Here is a 21,654-nt window from a genome sequence, read left to right as displayed (position 1 = left end):
CCGCGTCGCTTCAGCAGCGGCCCTAGCACCCGAGCTCTCTGGCAATCAACATACGTTGTACCTCGCTCGTCCCCTCACCAATCTCGTTAATTTTGACACTCCGCCAATAGCGAGATACAGGGTACTCATCCATAAATCCATAACCACCGTGGATCTGCACTGCCTGATCTGCGGCCCGCTTGGCCGTCTCAGAAGCGAAGAGCTTTGCCATCGAGGCTTCGCGCCGGTACACCTTCCCCTGCATATGCAGCCAGGCCGCCTTATAGTACATCAAACGCGCCAGCTCAATCTCCGTCGCCATATCCGCTAGCTTGAACTGGATCGCCTGATAGGAGCTAATCGACTTCCCAAACTGCTTACGCTCATGAGCATAGGCTAGAGACTCATCCAAACATGCCTGCGCCAGCCCAACCGAGAGCGCGGCGATGGCAACGCGTCCACTATCCAGGATCTGCATAAACTGCTTGAAACCATCACCACGCCCTCCCAGCATATTCTCCTCTGGTATCACACAATCCTCGAAGGAGAGCGGACGCGTATCCGAGGCCTTCCAGCCCATCTTCTTATACGCCTTCCCAATCACATAACCCGGCGTATCCTTCGGTACGATCAGGTTCGTGATTTCCTTGCGTCCATCCGCGCGCTGACCCGTAACCGCCGTAATCGTCACGCCACCCGTCATCTTGGTTCCGGCATTAGTAATAAATGCCTTGGACCCGTTGATATGCCAGCGTGCATCTCCACCTAACACAGCCCGCGTGCTCGTTCCACCCGAATCTGAGCCAGCCTCTGGCTCCGTCAGACCAAAGGCCCACAATTGTTCACCAGCCGCCAAAGGTACCAGATAGCGCTGCTTCTGCTCCTCACTACCAAATAGATAGAAGGGAGTCGCACCCAGCGAGGTATGGGCCTCCATAGTGATGCCAACCGAGACATCTCCCCGCGAGATTTCTTCAATGGCTATACAATACGAGAGAAAATCCGCTCCCGCGCCCCCATACTCCTCAGGAAATGGCAAACCTAGCAGACCCAGTTGCCCCATCTTCCGTATCAGGTCATAGGGAAACTCGCCCGTGGCGTCCATTGCCTCCGCGCGCGGCTTGATCTCCTGCTCGGCGAATTCGCGACAGGTATCACGTATGGCTGTCTGCTCGTCATTGAGGCTAAAGTCCATACAGTCAGGTTCCTTTCTTGCGAACGTGTTCTCTTCAATGTGGTACAGTTAATCTCTACCAACGTTTCATTATATCCGATGCTCGCAAGTGATTGCTTAGCCCTTCCCCCTGGCTTATCCACGCATAATAGCAAACCGGGGCAGTGCATTTTGCGCTGCCCCGGTTTGCCATAAATCTTCTTATGAAATGGCGGTGTCGCTTGTGGTGCTCGCGCCAACGCCCTTGCGCAACATTGGCACCTTGTTCAGTTCCTCCCAGGGCAGGTTCACGTCGGTACGACCGAAGTGCCCAAAGGCCGCCGTCGGCTGATAAATAGGACGGCGCAGGCGCAATTCCTGAATGATGCCCGCCGGACGCAGATCAAAGTGCTCGTTGATCAGGCGAATGATCTCTTCGTCCGCTACCTTGCCGGTACCAAAGGTCTCGATGAAGAGTGAGAGCGGACGCGCCACGCCAATCGCATACGAAACCTGCAACTCAATGCGGTCAGCCAGTCCAGCCGCTACGATATTCTTGGCAATGTGGCGCGCGGCATAGGCAGCTGAACGATCAACCTTCGTGGGATCTTTGCCACTGAAGGCACCACCGCCATGACGTGCCATACCGCCGTAAGTATCGACGATAATCTTACGCCCGGTCAGACCAGCGTCGCCCATAGGACCACCCAGGACAAAGCGCCCGGTGGGGTTCACCAGAACTTTGGTCTCTTTATCCAGCAAATGCTCAGGAATGACCGGCTTGATCACATGCTCAAGCACATCTTGCTGAATCTGCTCACGGTCAACATAATCAGCGTGCTGGGTCGAGATGACAACCGTATCCACGCGCACTGGCTTACCATGCTCATACTGTACCGTTACCTGGCTCTTGCCATCAGGGCGCAGATAGGTCATTGGACCATTGCCACCCCAGGAGCTCCGCCGCACCTGTGATAACTGGCGTGTTAGCTTGTGCGCGAGACTGATAGGCATCGGCATAAACTCTGGCGTCTCATTACAGGCGAAGCCAATCATCATACCCTGGTCGCCCGCGCCAATCCGCTCTAATTCATCATCGCTCAGGTGGACAGCCGCGCCACGCGCCTCTAGCGAGGAACTCACACCCATGTCGATATCGGGCGACTGCTTACCAATGGAGGTAACAACGCCACAGGTGCGATAATCGAAACCATACTCGGCATTGATGTAGCCGATTTGCTCAATCGTTTTTCTGACAATCGCGGGCATATCCACCCAGGCCGAAGTCGAAATCTCACCCGCCACTAGCACCAGACCAGTTGTCGTCGCTGTCTCACACGCGACACGCGCTAGCGGGTCTTGAGTAATGATCGCGTCCAGGATGGCATCGGAAATCTGGTCACATAATTTATCTGGATGCCCCTCGGTGACCGACTCACTGGTAAAGAATGACTTCGGGCTTTCCATAAAATTGCTCAAAGGTTGGCACCTTCCTCTCTAACAACAAAATACACTGACGGCACCTGCACGTCACGAAACAGGTGGAAAGATATGCAACCAGGTCCGGGGGTGAGCGCCACATTCGCGCTCAGGCGCTATGGGAAGCCTCTATTTGCCTCCAACCATCTCTCTAAAGATATCGAGGCACAAAAAAACCCCTTGCATGGCAGGGGTCTGGCAGTTATGCGCATTCCCCTCATCTTGCGGATACAAAATCTCCGCCGGAATTGGCACCCTTCTCACTCGCGCGTCCGTAACCGAACACCTCTAAAGCGAGATAAGTGGGTTGCCGGGCTTCGTCGGGCCGTGTCCCTCCACCTCTCTTGATGAGAGCTATCTCATTGCAAATTTGTTTCGTTTTTGATGTACCGCGTTCAACGCTTACTGGCTGAACGCTTCCTCACTTGATTGTACGTCAAAGGTTCAGCCATTGTCAACCACACAGCCTACGAACAGAAGTCACAACGTAAGCAGGGGAGGCATGCGTGCCTCCCCTGCTTACGTTGTGATCTTATCCTGAAATTAGGTGCCCGACTCCCAGGAGTTAAGGTAGGACTCCTGCTCCTCGGTCAGGGTATCGATACGTACACCCATGGACTGAAGCTTCAAGCTTGCGATCTGCTTATCGATCTCAGTAGGAATGGTGTACACGCGTGGCTCCAGGTCTTTGCCCTGCTTCAGCATGTACTCGGCACCAAGCGCCTGATTCGCGAAGCTCATATCCATCACGCTGGCGGGATGGCCCTCAGCGGCGGAGAGGTTGACCAGGCGGCCCTCAGCTAGCAGGTACACATGGCGACCATCGCTATAGGTGTAGTCATCAACGAAGTCGCGTACGCGGCGCTTGCCGGTTGACAGCTTCTCTAGAGCGGGGATGTTAATCTCATCGTTGAAGTGGCCGGAGTTAGCGATCAAGGCACCATCCTTGATGTTCTCCAGGTGCTTCTGATCGATAACGTTGATGTCGCCAGTCACGGTGATAAGGATATCACCCTGCGCGGCGGCCTCAACACCGGGCATGACGCGGTAGCCATCCATCACGGCCTCAAGAGCGCGGGTTGGATCAACTTCGCACACGATTACGTTCGCGCCCAGGCCATGCGCGCGAGACGCGACACCGCGACCACACCAGCCATAGCCAAAGACCACAACCGTGCGACCCGCGATCAAGATGTTCGTCGAGCGGATAATGGCATCCAGCGAGCTCTGGCCTGTTCCATAGCGGTTATCGAACATGTGCTTGGTATCTGAATCGTTCACAGCCAGGACGGGGAAGCGCAAGACCTTATTGGCCTCCATGCTCTTCAGGCGAATGACGCCCGTTGTGGTCTCTTCCAGACCCGAGACGATGTTGTCCAGCAGTTCAGTGCGCTTGGTGTGCAAGGTCGATACCAGGTCACAGCCATCGTCCATCGTCATATTGGGCTTGTGGTCCAGCACCGCGTTAATGTGGCTGTAGTAGACCTCCTCGTCTTCGCCCTTGATCGCGAAAGTTGGGATGCCATACTCGCTCACCAGAGCCGCCGCGACGTCATCCTGCGTCGAGAGCGGATTGGAGGCGCAGAGCACCAGATCCGCACCACCAGCCTTTAGCGTGATTGCCAGGTTCGCGGTCTCAGTCGTAATATGTAAGCACCCTGACATGCGGACGCCCTTGAGCGGCTGCTCTTTGGCGAAGCGCTCACGAATGAGGCGCAGGACGGGCATATCCTTCGCGGCCCACTCAATGCGGTCTTTACCGCGAGCAGCCAGCGACAGATCCTTTACGTCGCCACGAGTCGAAGTAGTCATATGTCTTTCTTAGTTCCCTTCTTCTACAATAGAGAAACGGGCAGTTTGCCCGGCAAATACGTGAAATAGTTTGCGCACTATCTTCAATTGTACAACAAATCCCATCTATGATGCGTACGACAGGACTCCAGCTTTGATTTCCCCTCCACAGGATTACACCACACCATCTCAGAATCAGAATATGTGATACAACACTCGCAAGCACCACATATCCAATCCCCTGGCGCGGTGAAGTCTTCCGTTAGAGAGCTTTCCAGTGAGGGTCAAAGTGTGAATACATTACAAGCTCGTTGTAGCGCTTCTCCACATCCTTAATCGACAGCTCACGCAAACCATTGATGCTAAAATCGCGGCAGACAAACGAGCCGATGATATTGCCATGCACGACCGCACGCTTCATATCATCGGAGGTGTACGCGCCATCTGGACCCGGCTGAACCGTTGAGAGGTAACCCAACAGGCCACCCGCAAAGGCATCGCCCGCGCCAGTGGGATCAATTACTTCCTCCAGAGGATAAGCAGGAGCGCTAAAGTAGGTGCCATCCGCGCCAAAGAGCAGCGCGCCATAGCTGCCCAGCTTAACCACCAGATACTTCAGGCCCATATCCAGCAGTTGCCGCGCACCAGCCAGGATGCTTGCCTTCTCGGTATACTGACGCACTTCTTCCTCGCTCATCAGCAGGATATCGACGCGTTTGATAACCTCGGTTAGCTCCTGACGAGCGGTCATGATCCAGAGTTCCATCGTGTCCAGTACCGTCAGGCGAGCACGTGGAACCTGCTCCAGCACCTCCATCTGCAAGGTTGGCAGAATATTGGCAAGAAAGAGCAGAGGGCTCTGATGGTATGACTCAGGAACGACTGGGTGGAAGTCCGCAAAGACGCCCAGCTCAGTAAAGAGCGTATCACGATGGTTCATATCCATGTGATAACGTCCACCCCAGGCGAACGTCTTGCCCTCTTCCACCTGCAAGCCGCTGAGGTTAATGCCACGATTCCTAAAGAAATCGAGGTGCTCCTGAGGAAAGTCACTTCCTACAACCGCGACCAGGTTAACCTCGTCATACAGCGAAGCCGCTGTAGAGAAATATGAAGCAGCCCCACCAAGGGCGCTATCTTTCTTTTGAAAGGGGGTCTCCACACTATCCAGCGCGACTGAACCCACAACAAGAATCGACACGACTAACATGCCTCCAAATGAGTTAATTTCGACAGAGGGGATTGTATCACGTTTGGCTACATCTTGTGAGAAAACCTCTAGACAGGTGTAGCATCGCTCAAGTGCTCGATGACACCATCCAGAAATGCCAGGGTACTATGGAACTTCTCCTGTGCCATCTCGCGTGCTGGTTCTGTATGGAGCGACTGATACAGTTCGATAAAGCGCTCTTCAATATGTCGCAGCACACCGGCTAGCACATCGCCATTGACCGCACGATTGGGATAGCGCGCCCCAAATTCGATGAGTGAGGTTACGACTGCCAGGCCACTCAAGCGCCCTAATTTGTCGGCATCATACAGGATACGCGCTTCGATAGGCACTTCCGTCTCCGTATTAGTGGACGGTATCGAGTGCAGCAAAATGATCTGCTCCACTTTCTGGACCAGCGTATCAGGTGCTTGCTCACGCAGTAAGAAGGAGACCGCCATGTCCGCCGACTGGCGCGCATGGTTGGGCACACCATGAGTAACATTTGAGATATCATGCAAATACGCCGACACAGTCAGCGCGTCGGTATCAATGGGAGCGGATTGCTCCTCCTGCGCCTCTAGCTGAAGCGCGAGCATCTTACAGTTCGCCACAACCGCGCTCACATAGCGCAACCCCTCACTCCCAAGCACCTCTTCCGCATATTGCGCGGTGGCATGTATGACATCAGTTTCCATCGAACCTTCCTATATGAAATACTATCCAGTCCAGCATTATGCATCCGGGGCTAGTAACTGGCGTAGCGACGTGCTATATGAAGCACGCGCGATCCCACGATCAGTAATAATTGCAGTGACATAGGTATGCGGAGTAACGTCAAAGGCCGGATTGGCGACCGGAACGTCTAGCGGCGCAATCCGTTCGCCGCGAATACAGGTAACCTCCTCCGGCTTGCGCTGTTCTATAGGAATCTGCTCGCCCGTTTCCAACGCCAGGTCAATCGTAGAGCAAGGTGCCACCACATAGAATGGAATGTGATGCACATGCGCCAGAACAGCCACACTGTAGGTTCCGATCTTATTAGCGACATCGCCATTAGCGGCGACGCGGTCAGCCCCCACAAATACGGCCTTGATCTTCCCCTGCCGCATGAAATAGCCAGCCATGTTATCGGTAATCAGTGTCAGGGGAATACCAGCCCGCTGAAGTTCCCAGGCTGTTAAGCGCGCGCCCTGGAGAACAGGACGAGTCTCGTCTACGAAGACATGCAGGCGTTTCCCTTGCTGGTGAGCAATATAGAAGGGTGCAAGCGCAGTCCCGATCCCGGCAGTCGCCAATGAACCTGCATTGCAGTGGGTCAACACGCTATCGCCATCCTGGAGTAGGTCCGCCCCCAGGCGACCCATTGCCTCACAAGAGCGTTCATCCTCCTCAGCAATCCGTAGAGCCTCCTGTGTGAGCAAATGTGCAAGTTGGGGCAGGGTCTCAACCACTCGCTCTTCCTGGGCAGTGTGCAGGCAAGCAAGCATACGCTCAAGCGCCCAGAAGAGATTCACTGCAGTTGGGCGTGTCGCGCGCAGCAGGGCTTCCACTTGCATCAAGGAGCGATAAGCGCTCTCAAGGGGAGACTCTGCCCCTTGCTCATGCCAGAGACGGTGAGCGGCGAGCGCCATGCCGAACGCGGCTGTTACCCCAATAGCAGGCGCGCCACGAACTCTGAGCGAGGTGATAGCCTCAGCGACCTCATGCTCATGCCGCAAACGCAGCACGCTCATCTGAAGTGGCAGGACAGACTGATCCAGCAGGCAGACAATGGCCCCTTGCGCATCCTCCTCCCACCAGACAGTGCGCTGCCATTGAGACTGAGTTAGAGTATTCAGGGGTGCCTCCTTCAACACAGGCAGGAAATTTTGCATGGCTTCCCGTAATGTAACGAGAAAGGTAAAGCAAGGGGGCATCGCCCGCCCAATAGTACTACAGCATAGGGCTAAAATAGCGATAAATCCACAAAAGTATGCTACCATGATAGACGAAACATAGCGCAACTGCAAGTTTTCTCACGACGTTGAGATGTTACTGATTGCAGTAGTTGTCCGTTCCACTACACAGAAGGATGAAGCCATCCTGGCAGGCGCTCACACCTGATCCTGTCATTGTTATCCAATCATGGATGCTTATCTCTTGCTTTGGAACGGACAAGTGATAATTGTAGCCATCGAAGGGATAACAACGCATGGCCCGGGTGGAAACAAAGGAATGTACATGGTCCTTTGAGCAAATATACGACGAATATAAGACAGCGATTTACAATTACGTCTATCACCTAGTAGGTGATCGCGAACAGGCTGATGATTTAACGCAGGATACATTTCTCAAAGCCTTTCGCGCGCTTCCAAAGATGGATTCGAGCCTCAAGCTATCGGCCTGGCTATACCGGATTGCGACGAATACAGCTTACGATGCCCTTCGTCGACGCAAGCTGATCGCCTGGCTTCCCTGGCAGGACCTTGATCATGAGCCCGCCGATGTCGAGAGCGCCGATCCACAGGAGATCTACGGCACCACAGAACTTGTGCGTGCCGCCCTTCGTCGTATGCCGCAACAATATAGAGCAGCACTTCTCCTCTACACGCAGGAAGGCTTCTCCTACAGTGAAATCGCTTCAGCCCTCAATATAGCTGAAAGTGGCGTCAAGATGTATCTGTCGCGTGCGCGCCAGTCGTTTCGAGAACATTACCGAGCCTTAGAGCAGGGAGGAGCGGCAAAATGAAATGCGAGCAGGTCAAGGAGCTTCTAAGCATCTACCTTGACGGTCAGCTCGCAGCCGAGGCCTATCAGCGTATCACCAACCACCTTCGACATTGCCGCTCCTGTAGTAACACACTCGCGGATTTCCGCTACCTGGATACGATCCTCTCCCAGATGCCCCGAGTTGAGCCAGACGCAACACTCTATACACGCATTTTCGCTTCATCACCCACACATCGAAGTCTAAATATATACGCACAGGGTCAGCAGTCAACACTGCCGCCCTTTGCCCGCCCCGGACGCCCTCACCTCGTCTCACTCCCAGGTGGGCGTACTTCTCTCCTTCCATTACCAACCATTGATGAGCAGCCAGAAGAACGCACCACAGATAAGGTAGCGCGCATCTCTATTACGACACCTCTCGCGCTCATCTCCTCTACACGCCTTCTTCGCTTAGCGCTCCACCTTAGACTCCGACGCTACCTTCTCATTACATGCATTACCTGTAGCATCCTCCTCGCCTTTTTGGCTGGTCTTTTCATCGGCATTCATCTATAAATCTCTCGGTGATACAATCAAAACAACATGCAGGGCGATTGAGAACGGAGGCCGCCGCATTGGAAGCTGAACGCCTCATATGCGGTGCCAAAGGTATGAGTGCTGCATATGTAGGCATTGAGATGATATTCGCTAATAGTCTTCTGCGAAGACCAACCCTCATTCGAGGACATGGCGCCGCTATCGCGGCTAGCGTTCTCATGCTCAGGTTTTCAGATGGTAGATGACCAAATTTGATGAATTTCTGCTCATACCGAATTTTGCCCTTAAAAGTGATAACAATTTGCACACTTATACGTTATAATACATAGGCCTAGGATGGAAGCGGGGTGTATGTGAGCAAGCAGACCCACCTCGACGAGCGGCTTGTAGCGTACATCTACTTTTCCGTGAGACCTTTTCCCCATGGGGTCTACACGCGCATCCTCTTAGTGTTCCGTGTATGCAGACCTGTATACGCGTGGTAAGGGGAGGACGAGCTGGCACCCCGTTCTCCCCTTGCTCTTATGGTGTTTTTGGAAGGGGTCGAATGCGTTTTTTATCTCGATCGTTAGGTGCGAAGTTAATAGCGATCACAACCGTCATTCTTTTGCTCTGCCTACTCGTTTTTGGCATCCTCTCATGGAGCCTGATTAACCTGTACGCGGAACGTGGTGTTGGTCATTCAAGCTCGCGCCTCCCCTTTCTGCTCCTGGGGCTGGGCATATGCGTCTTCGCGCTTGGAGTGGTCACCTATACACTGCTCACCAATCGACTCTTCCTACGCCCACTCTCACGGCTCCAAAACCATATTAGTACGCTCGCAGTTCAGCATAGCGATAACGCCCAAGCCTCCCAATTACCTACCCATCCACTCAAAAGCGATATTGGTGACCTAGAGCACGCTTTTAGCCAGTTCACGGAGTCGCTAGAGCATGAGAATCAGGCTATGGTGGAGCAGATGAACCACCTTTTATTTATGAATGATGCTTTTATCTCCACGCTCAATCTTGAACAACTTCTTGGTGAGATTGTCGCGCGCCTTGGGGCTATTATGCGTGTCAATCATATTTCGCTGCAATTATATGGTCGCGAGATGCCTGCCCCCTGGGCAGTCGCGCAATGGCAGCCAGTGGAATCCGAGGAGCCCACTACGAATTCTCCCTTCACGCCCCCTCTGGGCACGCCCCGCGTCTCGTTGGGGAAAAACGTTACCGTCTATGCTGATCCCAACCGCGATATAACCCTGGCAGCTACGACTAAAATGGTGGCACTTTCCACCTTCGGACGCAGCCATTCATCAAATCAGAATAACTATCCAATCCCAACGGCGGCTCCGACACCAGACTCGAAAACCGCGCCCTCGCGCATCCCGCGCTCAGCATTGCGTGAACTGGATACATTGCTCGCCCAGATGGTCATGCACAAGAAGAATATCGCTTACAGAGAAGACATCAACGGTATCCATCAGGAGCAAGGAGAGCATTGGGCACAACTGGCCTTTGATATGGGCTATCACTCCGTCATCGCTGTCCCGATCCTCCTTCAGGATCAGGCCATTGGTGCTATTATGCTCTACACCAATGCTCCACGCACCGTAAGCGATCATGAAACCTTTCTCTTGAGTACTGCCGCTATTCAGGCCGCAATAGCCATCCAGAACACACTGCTCTTCGCGGAAGTCAAGGAGAAGAATGCGGCCCTGGAGCGCGCGAACATGCTCAAGTCACAATTTCTCGCCAATGTCACACATGAGCTACGCACACCTCTACATAGTATTATTAGTTATGGAGCCTTGCTGCTGGAGGGCTATGTCGAAGGCGAGCTTACACCGGAGCAAGAGGAACATATCCAGTTTGTGGTGAATCGTGCCGAAGATCTTTCGCGTCTAGTTGATGATATGCTCGACCTCTCCAAGATCGAGGCGGACCGCATCGAGGTGAAGCCAGAGGTGCTGGACCTGAGCACCTGCCTTACAGAGGTCATAAACCAGCTTAAGCCTATGGCACTTGGGCGAGAGCTCTACCTGAAGCTAGATTATGACCCACAGTTGCCACGTATACTGGCTGATAGCCAGCGCTTACGTCAGATAGCTCTCAATCTGGTCTCCAATGCCCTGAAGTTTACGGAAAAAGGAGGGGTCACTATCCGCTGCCAGCATCTTCCAGAGCGCGCCCAGGTCTATATTTCGGTGAGCGATACTGGAATCGGTATTTCGCCAGCCGCCCTGGGCTATATCTTTGAGGCGTTTCGTCAGGCGGACGGTAGCACTACCCGCCGTTTTGGCGGCACAGGACTAGGACTGACTATCGCGCGTAAGCTAGTAGAGCTCCAGGGGGGCGAGATGTCGGTAGAAAGTGTTCCGGGTCGGGGAACAACATTCGCTTTTACGCTCCCCGTTGCCGCTACCTCTGCCGCGCACGCAGGTTAGTAAGTAATCACAACTTCATCAATGAGGCAGACAAGCCAACCAGAGATAACTACGTAGTAGGGGGATATGTGAATGTCTCACAATATACAACAACCACAGCAGCAGACCATTCTTATTATCGAGAATGAGCTCTCAAACCGCATTCTGATTGAGCGGGTGCTCTCAACACGCGGCTATCGATGCATCTCCGCCGCGAACGGTCGCGAAGCCCTGGCAATCCTGGACCGTGAGCGAGCTGATCTGATTCTGACCGATCTTTCCATGCCTGTGCTCGACGGCTACCAGACCACGCAACTCATTCGTGCCCGCCCCGGCATGGAGCGCATACCCATTATCGCCGTCACCGCATATGCGCTCGATGATGAAGGAGAGGCGGCACGCGAGATTGGTTGTACCGAATACTTGACCAAGCCCTTCAAGCCACGCCAGCTCCTTGAAATCGTGGAGCGCTTGCTTTCTTAAAAAAGAGCTGGGTCTTATACGGAAACCAACCCTCATTCGAGGGCACGGCGCCGCTCCTCGCGGCTAGCGCATCCGCGCTCAGGTTTTCTGGATAAGGAGTGCGTCTTATGCGAAAACCAACGCCGCTCCTCGCGGCTAGCGCATCCGCGCTCAGGTTTTCTGGATAAGGAGTGGGCAATTACTTTGACGCTAGCGGTTAAATAAGCCATACTAAAGACATATGGCTCTTCGACCATATGGCTATTTGTTTTGTCATCGCAAGCGCTCACTACCAACCGTGCAAGTAAGCGATGGCTAATAGGCTCAATGTCCTTATTCCGCGACCTGACCGTGGGCCGCGTGAAGCAAGACAGCTAGAAAGTTTGTATTATGGACATTCGTGTAACAACGCAAGCGGTCAACGATGTCGCCAGCGACGTGCTCATTGTCACAGCGACCCGTCCATCTGGCGACCAGAAAGGTATCAGCCTCTCTTCAGCAGCAACGACAGTTGACCAGGCTCTTGGAGGTGTTATCGTCGATTGTGGCACCAGTGGGGAATTCAAAGGCAATGCAGGTGAAATTCTCACAATCCATACGCTGGGCAAACTTGCCCCCAGACGTGTACTTGTCGTGGGTCTTGGCAGCGCCAACAAAGTAATGCCCCAATCATTGCGCAAACTGGGAGCGAGCATTGTGCGCCATATGCGCAGCACTGGCGCTCAGAGCGCGACCTTAACCCATGACGATACGCTCGATATCACCGAAGCAGCCCAGGCGCTCACCGAAGGACTGCTATTAGGAGCCTATACCTTCCGCAAATACCAGCGAAGCACCAATGAGAATACCCAGCTTGAGGCTGTCCAATTCCTGGCGTCCGAAAGGAATAAAGTCGCCGTGGAGCAGGGTATTCAGAAAGGCAAGGCCCTGGCTGATGCCACCAACTTCGCACGCGACCTTGTCAACGAGCCACCCAATGTTCTGACGCCAACCGAGCTCGCAAACCGCGCGAGCGCAATGGCACGAGAATTTGGTCTGGAGTGCGAGGTCTTTGATAAGGCGAAGATTGAGGAGCTAAAAATGGGTGGTTTGTTGGGCGTCACCCAGGGAAGCGCCCAGCCGCCACGCTTTGTCATCTTACGCTACAGAGGCGCGCCAGAGAGCACGGAGCCGGGTCTGGCCCTCGTTGGTAAGGGTATTACCTTCGACACCGGTGGTATCTCGCTCAAGCCCGCCGCCAGCATGGAGACGATGAAGAGTGACATGGGCGGGGCAGCCGCCGTAATCGGCGCGATGCAAGCCATCGCTGCTCTCAAACCCAAAGTCAACGTCACAGGCTTTGTTCCCACCTGCGAGAATATGCCAAGTGGTACAGCGTACCGCCCAGGCGACATTCTACGCATTCTCAATGGCAAGACCATTGAAATCGTGAATACAGACGCAGAGGGACGCCTGATCCTAGCTGATGCCCTCTCTTATGCCTCACAGGAGGGTTACTCACCCATTATCGACCTGGCAACGCTGACTGGTGGCATCGTTGTCGCGCTCGGTAATGTTATGAGCGGACTCTTCAGCAACGATGATGGCTTGCAGCAGCAGATCATCGAGGCTGGACACGCGGCGGGCGAGAAATTCTGGCCCATGCCTCTGGACGAGGAGTATGGCGACCTCGTAAAGAGCGATGTCGCCGATGTGAAGCAGACTGGTGGACGTGGCGCGTCCTCGGTTACCGCCGCCAAGATCCTTGAGCACTTCGTCTCGGATGCTAAATGGGCGCACCTGGATATCGCAGGAACGGCCTTCACCGAGAGCCCGAAGAACATGGAGAAGGGCGGAACAGGCTTCGGCGTACGTACTCTCGCCGAGTTGGCTCTCAGTCGGGCTCAGTAAGCCCAGGAGCATGTACCAATCAAAGCGGAGGGGCTTTCCCCTCCGCTTTGAGCTAGTTAACGCAAGCGCCAGATCGCACGCCGCAGAAAGCAGAGTGTCGCCAGAAGCATACCCACAATACCGAGCATAAGTGTCAGGCGCACACCGATAAACTGCGCCAGGGCTCCCGCCAGCAGGGCTCCAAGAGGCGCGATCCCATTATTGAGCACATGCATACAGGCATGCACTCTTCCCTGTAAACGCTCCTCTACAAGACGCTGGCGCAGGCTGAGCATATTCAGGGCATACGCCTGATATCCGATATCACCTACAAACTGTGACGCACAGAGGAAGGCGAGTACAAACCAGGAGGCACCCGTTATCCAGGGTGTCCAGATGCTTATACAGGCATGCAGAAGAATCCCCGCGATCAGGACGCGCCCACTCCCCCAACGGCGCACAAACCAGGGAGTCAGCATTGTTCCCAGGATTGCTCCACAGCCTCCTAGTGAGATGGCCAGTCCTAGCCCCAGAGGTGTGATCCCAAGCTCACGAACAACGAACAAAGTATAAAGGGCCGCGAAGGTTCCACCACAGAAGTTGTGCAGCATCCCCCCAAGCGCACTCGCGCGTAGCACTGGCTCACGCCAGATTACCTCTATCCCTTCAAGAAAATCGCCCCATGGTCGCCTTGACGTCATCCGCCGCATCCGCTCCGGTTCAGGCACGCGCATGAGGCCCAGCGAAAGCGCAGAAACCAGAAAAGAGAGAGCATCGAGCGCGATAGCGACAGGCGCGCCTATCAGTGTAATCAACGCGCCCGCCAGCGTTGGTCCAACACTCTCCGCTAGCGCATCACTCAGCCCGAGGCGACTATTGCCCTCTAAGATCTGCTCAGGGGGCAACAGGTGAGGCAAGAAGGACTGATAGGCAACCACGAAGAAGACCGAAAGCGTCGCGGTAAGCAATATAACGATGTAGAGCAAGTCAATCCGCAATAGACCGAGCCAGGCTGCCAGGGGTATCAACGCCAGGAGCAAGGCTCGCCCGATATCGACCAGGATCAGGACAGGGCGACGTGGGACACGATCAACGATCAGGCCAGCAAGTGGACCAAAGACGAGAACTGGCACTGCTTCCAGAAAGGCCAGTATTCCCAGATGAAACGGTAAAGCATGTAGTACCAGGACCGCAATCAGTCCCATACTCGTTCCCGTAATCATAGAACCAAAGGTCGAGATGGTCTGTCCCGTCCAGAGGAGCGAGAACTGACGGCTCAACCCTATTTGCTTAAGAAGCCTCCTGGGCATTGAAAGCTTCTTAAACTTCTCATCCAATGTAGTACCCATATATGCTATCTCCATGCAAGCAAACTATGTAATGTATCGATCAGGGGTGGAGCCGCATGGAAGTGAGCCCTGCGTAAGCTTAAGCTCTTGCGCAGGCTGAAGCTCTGCGCCAACAGATGGGAGAACATGCCTTCAGAACGCTGTTATAGGTGATATCAAACACAGCATGGTTAGAGGGCAATTAATTCCCAGAGAGCGAGAAGCAAGCAAGGGTTAGATGGTTGAGGTATGTGGAAAAGGGCAAGATCAGGGGTGCGGGGACAGAGACATTATCTTTGAGATAATGTCTTATAAGCAGGGGCAACAGGCTATTTTCCAGATACGCTCAAGCAATGCGGCTGCACTACTGGAGCGTGATGAAGGTGATACCCATCGGGGCACCTCAGCTTTCATTGAAGATATTGGTCTTAGTATACCACATCCATAATCGAGGCAAATGGAAAAGGATGAGGTATGCGAAGAAGCATACCTCATCCCTTCTATAGCAGGGCTACTTATTAGATCTGCCATGAATAGCTTATCTCGATACTACTCAAGCTTGATGCGTGGATCAACCACTGTGTAGAGCAGGTCAGAAATCAGGTTACCGATTACGACGCAACTTGCAACCAGCAAGACCGACGCCTGAATCACGGGATAATCGCGGTCATTGATGGCTTGCAGACCAATCGACGCGACGCCAGGAATATTGAAGATCTGCTCAATGAAGAACGAGCCCGCGATCACAAAACCAAAAGCCAGGCCGATTGAGGTCACCAGCGGAATCAGCGCGTTGCGGAAAGCATGGCGATAGACGACCAAGCGCTCGGCCAGACCTTTCGCACGCGCGGTGCGCACATAGTCCTGGCGCAGAGTTTCCAGCAGAGTTGTGCGAGTGTAGCGAGAGTAAAAGGCAAAACCCACCAGGGCATAGATCAGGATTGGAACGATCTTGTATTGGAGGTCATCAGGGGTATAACTCCAGGCTGTACCCCAGTTAGCTACCGGCCACTGAATCCCAGTCCATTTGTCGAACCAGACAATGCCCACCTGGGCGAAAATGGCAATGATAAAGGTTGGCAGCGCCCAGCAGATAAGAGCGATAGCCATGAGTGTGGTATCGGCCCATTTGTTTGCTCGTAACGCGGCAACCACACCAACAGGAATACCCAGCAGCAGAGTAATCACAAAACCCCAGAAGCCAAGCTCAGCAGAGAAAGGAATGCCCTGCACGATCAACTCTGAGACGGGCTTCCCCTGGATATGGAAGGAATAACCAAAGTTCAGGCGTAACGCGCCACTAAGAAAGTTCCAGTACTGCTGGTACCAGGGTAGATCCAGGCCATACTGGTGCCGAAGAGCCGCGTAAAGCACCGGATCCTGGTGCTGTCCCAGCAGAGCCCGAATGGGGTCGCCAGGCGCGTTATAGCCCAGGACAAAGGTAATGAATGAGACACAAAGCGCGACAAAAATAAACCCGATGAGGCGTTTCACAAGAAACTGAACCATGTTACGCTCCTTTGCACGGAGGAAATGCTTCGCCCGACGCACGACGCTATTTCACATAACACTTTTGAAGATACTGATGCTTGCTTATCAGCTATTTGTACCAAATTTTCCTGCCAATGGCAATAGAATTATAGATAGAGCGCCAAACCTCTTCCGAAACTCATGCCATCTGAATAGCCTTCACTCTTAATTTACCAGATCCCCCTCAATATTACTTATACTACGTTGCAAACACCTGAAACTTCACCATCATAGCCCATAGCGACGTGCATCCTCAGCATAAGTAAAGATCAACGCGGACAAAAGCCTACATAGGCGGGGCGCTCTGTGTGGGTGAATGTGTGGTATACTTTCCGCATGAAAATTCACATTCGCTATTTTGCCTCGTTACGCGAGGCCACAGGCCGCGGGGATGAGATATTAGAATTACCCACAGGAGCGAGCGTCAGCGACGTGCGGGCCATGCTCGTCACGCGCTACGCAGGCCTGCGGGCCATTCTTGAGCGCTGCCTATGCGCGGTTAATCGTGCCTATGTGCAACCCGAGGCTGCTCTCCATGAAGGTGATGAGCTTGTTTTTATACCGCCAATGGGTGGAGGAAATGCAGAGAGAGGAGCAGAGTAAACAATATGGAACCTATAGTGCAATTGACACATGAACCGCTCAGGCGCGATGTCCTGGTCGAGGCCGTCAGCCATCCCAGCGTGGGAGGAATCGTCGTCTTCGAGGGTGTTGTACGCGACAACGCACGCGGCAAAGAGGTACGCTACCTGGAGTATGAAGCCTATGAAGAGATGGCATATCAGCAAATTCAGGCTATATGCAAAGAAGCCCAACAGCGCTGGGGAGTGGAGCGGATCGCGGTGGCTCATCGCTTTGGACGCCTGGAGATCGGCGAAGCAAGCGTGATTATCGTCGTCGCCAGTCCTCATCGCGCGGAAGCTTTTGACGCATGTCGCTACATTATTGACACGCTCAAGGCCACAGTCCCGATCTGGAAAAAAGAGGTCGCAACCAACGGAGAAGAGTGGGTGGAAGGTTAGCAAAGAGCCTTTTTTATGGTATAGTGTAGAAGAGGGGTGCGGCCTTGCTGTAAGGTAGAGAAACACAACAGGGCATGCAACCCATGTGGCAACGGCCTGGGATCAGTCCAGGGTATATCTTGAGAGGTCGTTGATGAACTTATTCGAAAAGCAGACACAACTGACACAACTCTTTGCCCAGAACCCCGTTAATGCCGCCTACCTAGCCGGTGCTCCCTCAAATCGTGCCACCTTCGGGAACTTCAAGGATATCGATATTGCCATCCTCTTGATGGAGCAAGTCAAAGCTGATCAGTTTCTTGATTACCAGCTCTACTTCTTTAGCGAACTGGCAAAGCGCCTGGAGTCGGATAGTATTGATGTAGTTATTCTCAATAAAGCGTCTCTCCTCCTCAAGTCTCAAGTCATCAAATATGGACAGATTCTCTTCAGTCGCGACGAGCGTCGCCGCGTACTCTTCGAGGCGCACGCAGTTATGGCCTACCTGGACTTTAAGAAGTTCGACGAGATACAAAGTCAGGCCCTCAACCGCCGCCTGCGTGGTCAACCACTGCAACATATCGACGCTAATCTAATCAAGCCAACCCTGCAACAGATGCACTCGGCAATGACCATTCTACACGACCTGCGTCAGAAACCACGCGAGGACTTTTTGGCCGACTATCACTATTATGGTCTGGCCGAGCGCTACCTACAGCAAGCCATAGAAGCATGCCTCTACATCTGTGCTCTTATAATCTCCGCGATGGGAATACGGAAGGCGGAAGATTACCATGACCTCTTGAGCATACTCGCAGCGCAACAATGGCTTCCGCGCCCCCTAACCTTTCGCCTGGAATTGCTCACGAACCTGCGCGATGAACTAGTCCATCCTGGCGCGTCTCACAGCCCGGCGTTGCTCTATGAACACCTCCAACACCGCCTGGAAGACCTGGAAGAATTCGAGAGTACTATCGCCGCTCACCTGAGCGACATACAGGCAGAATAAAAGCCCCCGACTCCAGAAGCAGCCAGGGGCATGATAAGTGATTATTGTCGCGTCGCAAGCAAAGCCTAAGAGCCTGTAACGGAACGGAGTTGCTGCGCCTGCCCACGGGCCTCTTCAGCCTCTTCCGTGCGTCCTAACGAATCGTACACCTGGGCAAGGGTCTCATAAGCCACCATCAACGAGGGGTCCATCGCGATAGCCTGCTGCGCGTACTCCAACGCCTCGTCATAGCGCTCCTCTGCCAGAAGCGTATCGGCGAGATCATTATAGTAGTCAGCGTTGAGCGGATCAGCATCGATGGCGTTGAGATAGCTCTCAATGGCATCATTAGGGCGCTCCAGGCCATCATACGCAACCGCTAGCTGATAGTAGCCTTCGGCGTCATCCTCAAAGCGCTCAAGTAACTGCTGAGCGGTACGCATAGCTTCATCATGACGGCCCAATGAGTTATACGTCTCCGCCAGACCAGCATAGGCTGCCGCCAGATCATCATCCTGAAGCAGCCCCTCGCCGGTCTCCACCATACTCTGATAGATAGGCAAGGCATCCACGTAGCGGTCTGTTTCCAGATAGGCCTCCGCCAGACTAAAGCGAGCTGCTGAGCGCTGAGGATCAAGCTGGACAGCCTGTTCGTAGGCGCTCACCGCGTCTTCGAGGCGATTCTGTGATGAACGCCAGAAACCGAGCTTCTCCCAGATATCAGGATCGTCGGGTTGCTGTTCCGCCATGCGCTGGTAGATCTCTGCCGCCTGTTCCGCGTCACCCATCTGCTCATAGACTGCCGCCAGCATATCATAGCCAGAGCGACCATTGGGATCGAGCGCAATCATATGATTAGCCAGCGAGAGGGCATCATCATAGCGATGCATATCCAAATGGATGCTTGCCAGCTCAGCATAGCGAGCAGGATCAGCAGGATCTTCGTCAATGCGGCTCTCCTGATCCATCAACCTACGTAACTGATCGTTGACACGTTCACGTACGTCGCGCAGATTGTCAGCAGCCAGCGTATTGTCGGGATTCAAAACGAGTGCCTGACGATAAGCTTGAATCGCGTCGCGGTAGAGGTTTTGCAGGCGATAAGTATCACCTACGCTCAAATAGAGTTCATCGCTCTGGGGATCCAATTCCAGCCCTTGCTGGAACGTCTCCAACGACTCCTCATATATCCCAATCTCACCATACAGATTGCCTAAATTGATGTAGGCATCGATCAGATTGGGGTTCAGATCGATAGCGCGGCGGTATCCGGCAATAGCCAGCTCAGTATCACCGAGATACTGCTGGGACAGAGCGAGATTATAGCGCGCGCGCGCATCTTCCGGATCAGCCGCGACAGCGCGCTCAAAGCACTCCGCGGCGGTCTCATAATCCTCATTCGCGGCAGCGTTGTTGCCTCGGTCAGTCCAGGCTTGACCATCCGCCGGGTCCGGCTCGCGCATATCTTCCCGTCTCACGAAATGCATCGGAAAAGTATTACGCTGCTCTGTATTTTGCTCGTTATCCATTTAATCTCTCTTTTTGCCTCTCACTATAGCTGTGGGAACGCCTGGCACGCGCATCGCATGCTCATGACGAAGCGGCTCTATCCAAATCATGCTCTACCCATATGGTAGAGGGCAAAATTCACCCTCACAAAGTGTAGCAGGCAGAAAGGTAGGAGCGCAAGACATAACACACGCCCGGCAGCAATCACAGAACTTATTTGGTAACGCGCAAGGTCAGGCGATGCTCAAAGCGTCCACTTGGATAGTACGCCTCGGTATAGGCGATAGGAGCCCCGGTCTCATCGAAGGTTGTGCAGGATGAACGCATACCACATTCGTTCTCTTTGAGATGCAGAAGCTCAGCCTCGCGACTCGTTGGCGAATCGCCCCTGAAAGCATGTTCAACCATATAGGGGGCAAGACCTTCGGTTGACATTAAGTGATAGAGAGAGCCATCAGCAACCTCTTTGGCGCGTTGGTATACACTGGCCGCGCGAGGATAGGGCAGATAATTAACCTCATAGGCAATCGGCTCATCGTTCGCTGTGCGCAGGCGCTCCAGGCGTACAACTTGCTCCTCATCGGTCAGGCGCAACTGCTCACGTACCGCCTGAGAGCCTCTTACAAGCTCGCTGACAAACAGTAGGCCACCCGGCTTGAGACCACGCCTTCGCAGCTCCTCAGAGAAGCTAGTCAGTTCACTGGCGACACGCTGTTGCACGCGTGGCTCGCATACGAAGGTGCCCCGCCCATGCTGTCGATACAACAACCCTTCATGTACCAGTTCGGTCAACGCCTGTCGCACGGTGGCGCGGCTCACATGATATTGCGCGACCAGTTCTGGCTCTGACGGAATCGCCATATGTGGGGCCAGGTGCCCTGCTTGAATCTGCTGCTTGAGCACTTCCTTTAGCTGATAATACAACGGCAACGGATTTGAACGCTCTAGAATTGGCATATACGGTTCCCCTTATGTCCATACAACAATTTAAAATGTAATGTATATAGTATGTTATGGCAAGAATAATATCACAAAAAGAAGAAAGCGTCGAGTAGTAAAAGCGGCAAAAATGCGATCTGGCCCCTTTCGGGACCAGATTTGCATCAAAAGATTATGCTGTGGCAACACCATTTTCGGCAAGAATACGATCAATGTCTGCTTTCAGCTTCGCGGGCTGCGAGGCACCGACCAGGCGTCCAATGACCTGACCACCCTTAAACACCAGCAGAGTAGGTATTGCCTGGACGCCATACTGGCGGGGAACATTACCATTCTCGTCGACGTCCATTTTGGCGAAGACCAGTTTCCCCTGGTAATCGTCACTCATGCGCTCATAGTGAGGGGCAATCATGCGACAGGGGCCACACCAGGCAGCCCAGAAGTCCACAATCACCGGAGTGGAGGATTGAAGGACCTTATCGCTAAAGTCCTGGTCACCAACATGAATGAGATTCGCGTGTGTGCTCATACTGATTTCTCGCGGCAAGCATCCTTCATACTATGTGAAGTGGAGGGCGAGCCGCACTCCTTTCTCTCTACCTTATATTTATGCTCTACAGGTTGAGCTCAGTGCTTAACATCCACTCTCCTATACTAAGAGAGGCTTCTAAGCGCTTATACGAAACCAGCACCGCTATTGTAGCCAGAGGCTTATATGGTCAGGTTTTCGAATAAGTAGTAACAGCTATTCACGAAAACA

General features: G+C 53.6%; 19 protein-coding genes and 1 riboswitch. Of the genes, 8 read left to right on the top strand and 11 right to left on the bottom strand.

What is annotated here, in order from left to right:
- Positions 1–22: 22 nt before the first annotated feature.
- The 6 genes from K3T82_RS17300 to mtnA form a co-directional block, all read right to left on the bottom strand.
- Complete coding sequence (locus tag K3T82_RS17300; RefSeq protein ID WP_220194688.1) at positions 23–1,174, bottom strand: acyl-CoA dehydrogenase family protein; 1,152 nt, start codon at positions 1,172–1,174, stop codon at positions 23–25.
- Positions 1,175–1,354: 180 nt separating this feature from the next.
- A complete protein-coding gene (metK, locus tag K3T82_RS17295) occupies positions 1,355–2,599 on the bottom strand; it encodes a methionine adenosyltransferase (RefSeq protein ID WP_220195129.1) in 1,245 nt (414 codons plus the stop codon).
- 226 nt (positions 2,600–2,825) lie between these two features.
- Positions 2,826–2,965, bottom strand: a riboswitch (SAM riboswitch).
- A 189-nt stretch (positions 2,966–3,154) separates the two neighbouring features.
- On the bottom strand, positions 3,155–4,423 hold the full coding sequence (gene ahcY / locus K3T82_RS17290; protein ID WP_220194687.1) for an adenosylhomocysteinase: 1,269 nt from the start codon (positions 4,421–4,423) through the stop codon (positions 3,155–3,157).
- Between the two features lie 241 nt (positions 4,424–4,664).
- Positions 4,665–5,603: a PfkB family carbohydrate kinase gene (locus K3T82_RS17285; RefSeq protein WP_220194686.1), complete on the bottom strand. Its 939-nt coding sequence runs from the start codon at positions 5,601–5,603 to the stop codon at positions 4,665–4,667.
- Between the two features lie 77 nt (positions 5,604–5,680).
- Positions 5,681–6,310, bottom strand: coding sequence for an HD domain-containing protein (locus K3T82_RS17280; RefSeq protein ID WP_220194685.1), 630 nt, complete (start codon positions 6,308–6,310; stop codon positions 5,681–5,683).
- A gap of 36 nt (positions 6,311–6,346) precedes the next feature.
- The gene (mtnA, locus tag K3T82_RS17275; protein ID WP_220194684.1) at positions 6,347–7,489 is read right to left on the bottom strand and encodes an S-methyl-5-thioribose-1-phosphate isomerase; all 1,143 of its coding nucleotides are present in this window, start codon (positions 7,487–7,489) and stop codon (positions 6,347–6,349) included.
- 317 nt (positions 7,490–7,806) lie between these two features.
- Between mtnA and K3T82_RS17270 the strand changes: the two genes are divergently transcribed.
- The 5 genes from K3T82_RS17270 (at position 7,807) to K3T82_RS17250 (ending at position 13,620) form a co-directional block, all read left to right on the top strand.
- A complete protein-coding gene (locus K3T82_RS17270) occupies positions 7,807–8,343 on the top strand; it encodes an RNA polymerase sigma factor (protein ID WP_220194683.1) in 537 nt (178 codons plus the stop codon).
- A complete protein-coding gene (locus K3T82_RS17265) occupies positions 8,340–8,879 on the top strand; it encodes an anti-sigma factor family protein (RefSeq protein ID WP_220194682.1) in 540 nt (179 codons plus the stop codon). Before K3T82_RS17270 ends, K3T82_RS17265 begins: the two co-directional genes overlap by 4 nt.
- 529 nt (positions 8,880–9,408) lie before the next feature.
- Positions 9,409–11,289, top strand: a complete 1,881-nt coding sequence (locus K3T82_RS17260; protein ID WP_220194681.1) for a sensor histidine kinase — start codon at positions 9,409–9,411, stop codon at positions 11,287–11,289.
- A 72-nt stretch (positions 11,290–11,361) separates the two neighbouring features.
- The gene (locus K3T82_RS17255; RefSeq protein WP_220194680.1) at positions 11,362–11,751 is read left to right on the top strand and encodes a response regulator; all 390 of its coding nucleotides are present in this window, start codon (positions 11,362–11,364) and stop codon (positions 11,749–11,751) included.
- Positions 11,752–12,120: 369 nt separating this feature from the next.
- Positions 12,121–13,620, top strand: coding sequence for a leucyl aminopeptidase (locus K3T82_RS17250; RefSeq protein ID WP_220194679.1), 1,500 nt, complete (start codon positions 12,121–12,123; stop codon positions 13,618–13,620).
- A gap of 56 nt (positions 13,621–13,676) precedes the next feature.
- Here the strand turns inward: K3T82_RS17250 and K3T82_RS17245 are convergent, their stop codons facing one another.
- On the bottom strand, positions 13,677–14,948 hold the full coding sequence (locus tag K3T82_RS17245) for an MFS transporter (protein WP_220194678.1): 1,272 nt from the start codon (positions 14,946–14,948) through the stop codon (positions 13,677–13,679).
- A gap of 528 nt (positions 14,949–15,476) precedes the next feature.
- Complete coding sequence (locus K3T82_RS17240) at positions 15,477–16,436, bottom strand: ABC transporter permease (protein ID WP_220194677.1); 960 nt, start codon at positions 16,434–16,436, stop codon at positions 15,477–15,479.
- A 357-nt stretch (positions 16,437–16,793) separates the two neighbouring features.
- Here K3T82_RS17240 and moaD point away from each other — a divergent pair, with 357 nt between their 5' ends.
- The 3 genes from moaD (at position 16,794) to hepT (ending at position 18,467) form a co-directional block, all read left to right on the top strand.
- Positions 16,794–17,060, top strand: a complete 267-nt coding sequence (moaD, locus tag K3T82_RS17235; RefSeq protein WP_220194676.1) for a molybdopterin converting factor subunit 1 — start codon at positions 16,794–16,796, stop codon at positions 17,058–17,060.
- 5 nt (positions 17,061–17,065) lie between these two features.
- Entirely contained in the window at positions 17,066–17,479 is a 414-nt protein-coding gene (locus K3T82_RS17230) for a molybdenum cofactor biosynthesis protein MoaE (protein WP_220194675.1), read from the top strand.
- Positions 17,480–17,612: 133 nt separating this feature from the next.
- Positions 17,613–18,467 carry a type VII toxin-antitoxin system HepT family RNase toxin gene (hepT, locus tag K3T82_RS17225; RefSeq protein ID WP_220194674.1) on the top strand — a complete coding sequence of 285 codons (855 nt, stop codon included), beginning with the start codon at positions 17,613–17,615 and terminating at the stop codon, positions 18,465–18,467.
- Between the two features lie 65 nt (positions 18,468–18,532).
- On the opposite strand, the gene K3T82_RS17220 is transcribed toward hepT, so the two are convergent.
- From K3T82_RS17220 to trxA, 3 genes are all read right to left on the bottom strand, one after another.
- Positions 18,533–19,975, bottom strand: a complete 1,443-nt coding sequence (locus K3T82_RS17220; RefSeq protein ID WP_220194673.1) for a tetratricopeptide repeat protein — start codon at positions 19,973–19,975, stop codon at positions 18,533–18,535.
- Between the two features lie 193 nt (positions 19,976–20,168).
- Positions 20,169–20,912, bottom strand: a complete 744-nt coding sequence (locus tag K3T82_RS17215; protein ID WP_220194672.1) for a GntR family transcriptional regulator — start codon at positions 20,910–20,912, stop codon at positions 20,169–20,171.
- Between the two features lie 154 nt (positions 20,913–21,066).
- Complete coding sequence (gene trxA / locus K3T82_RS17210) at positions 21,067–21,423, bottom strand: thioredoxin (RefSeq protein WP_220194671.1); 357 nt, start codon at positions 21,421–21,423, stop codon at positions 21,067–21,069.
- Positions 21,424–21,654 lie beyond the last annotated feature (231 nt).

The organism is Ktedonospora formicarum (assembly GCF_016587355.1).
Classification (GTDB): Bacteria; Chloroflexota; Ktedonobacteria; order Ktedonobacterales; family Ktedonobacteraceae; genus Ktedonobacter; species Ktedonobacter formicarum.
Note: the sequence above shows the minus strand (reverse complement) of the source record. Positions and strands in the feature narration are given on the sequence as shown.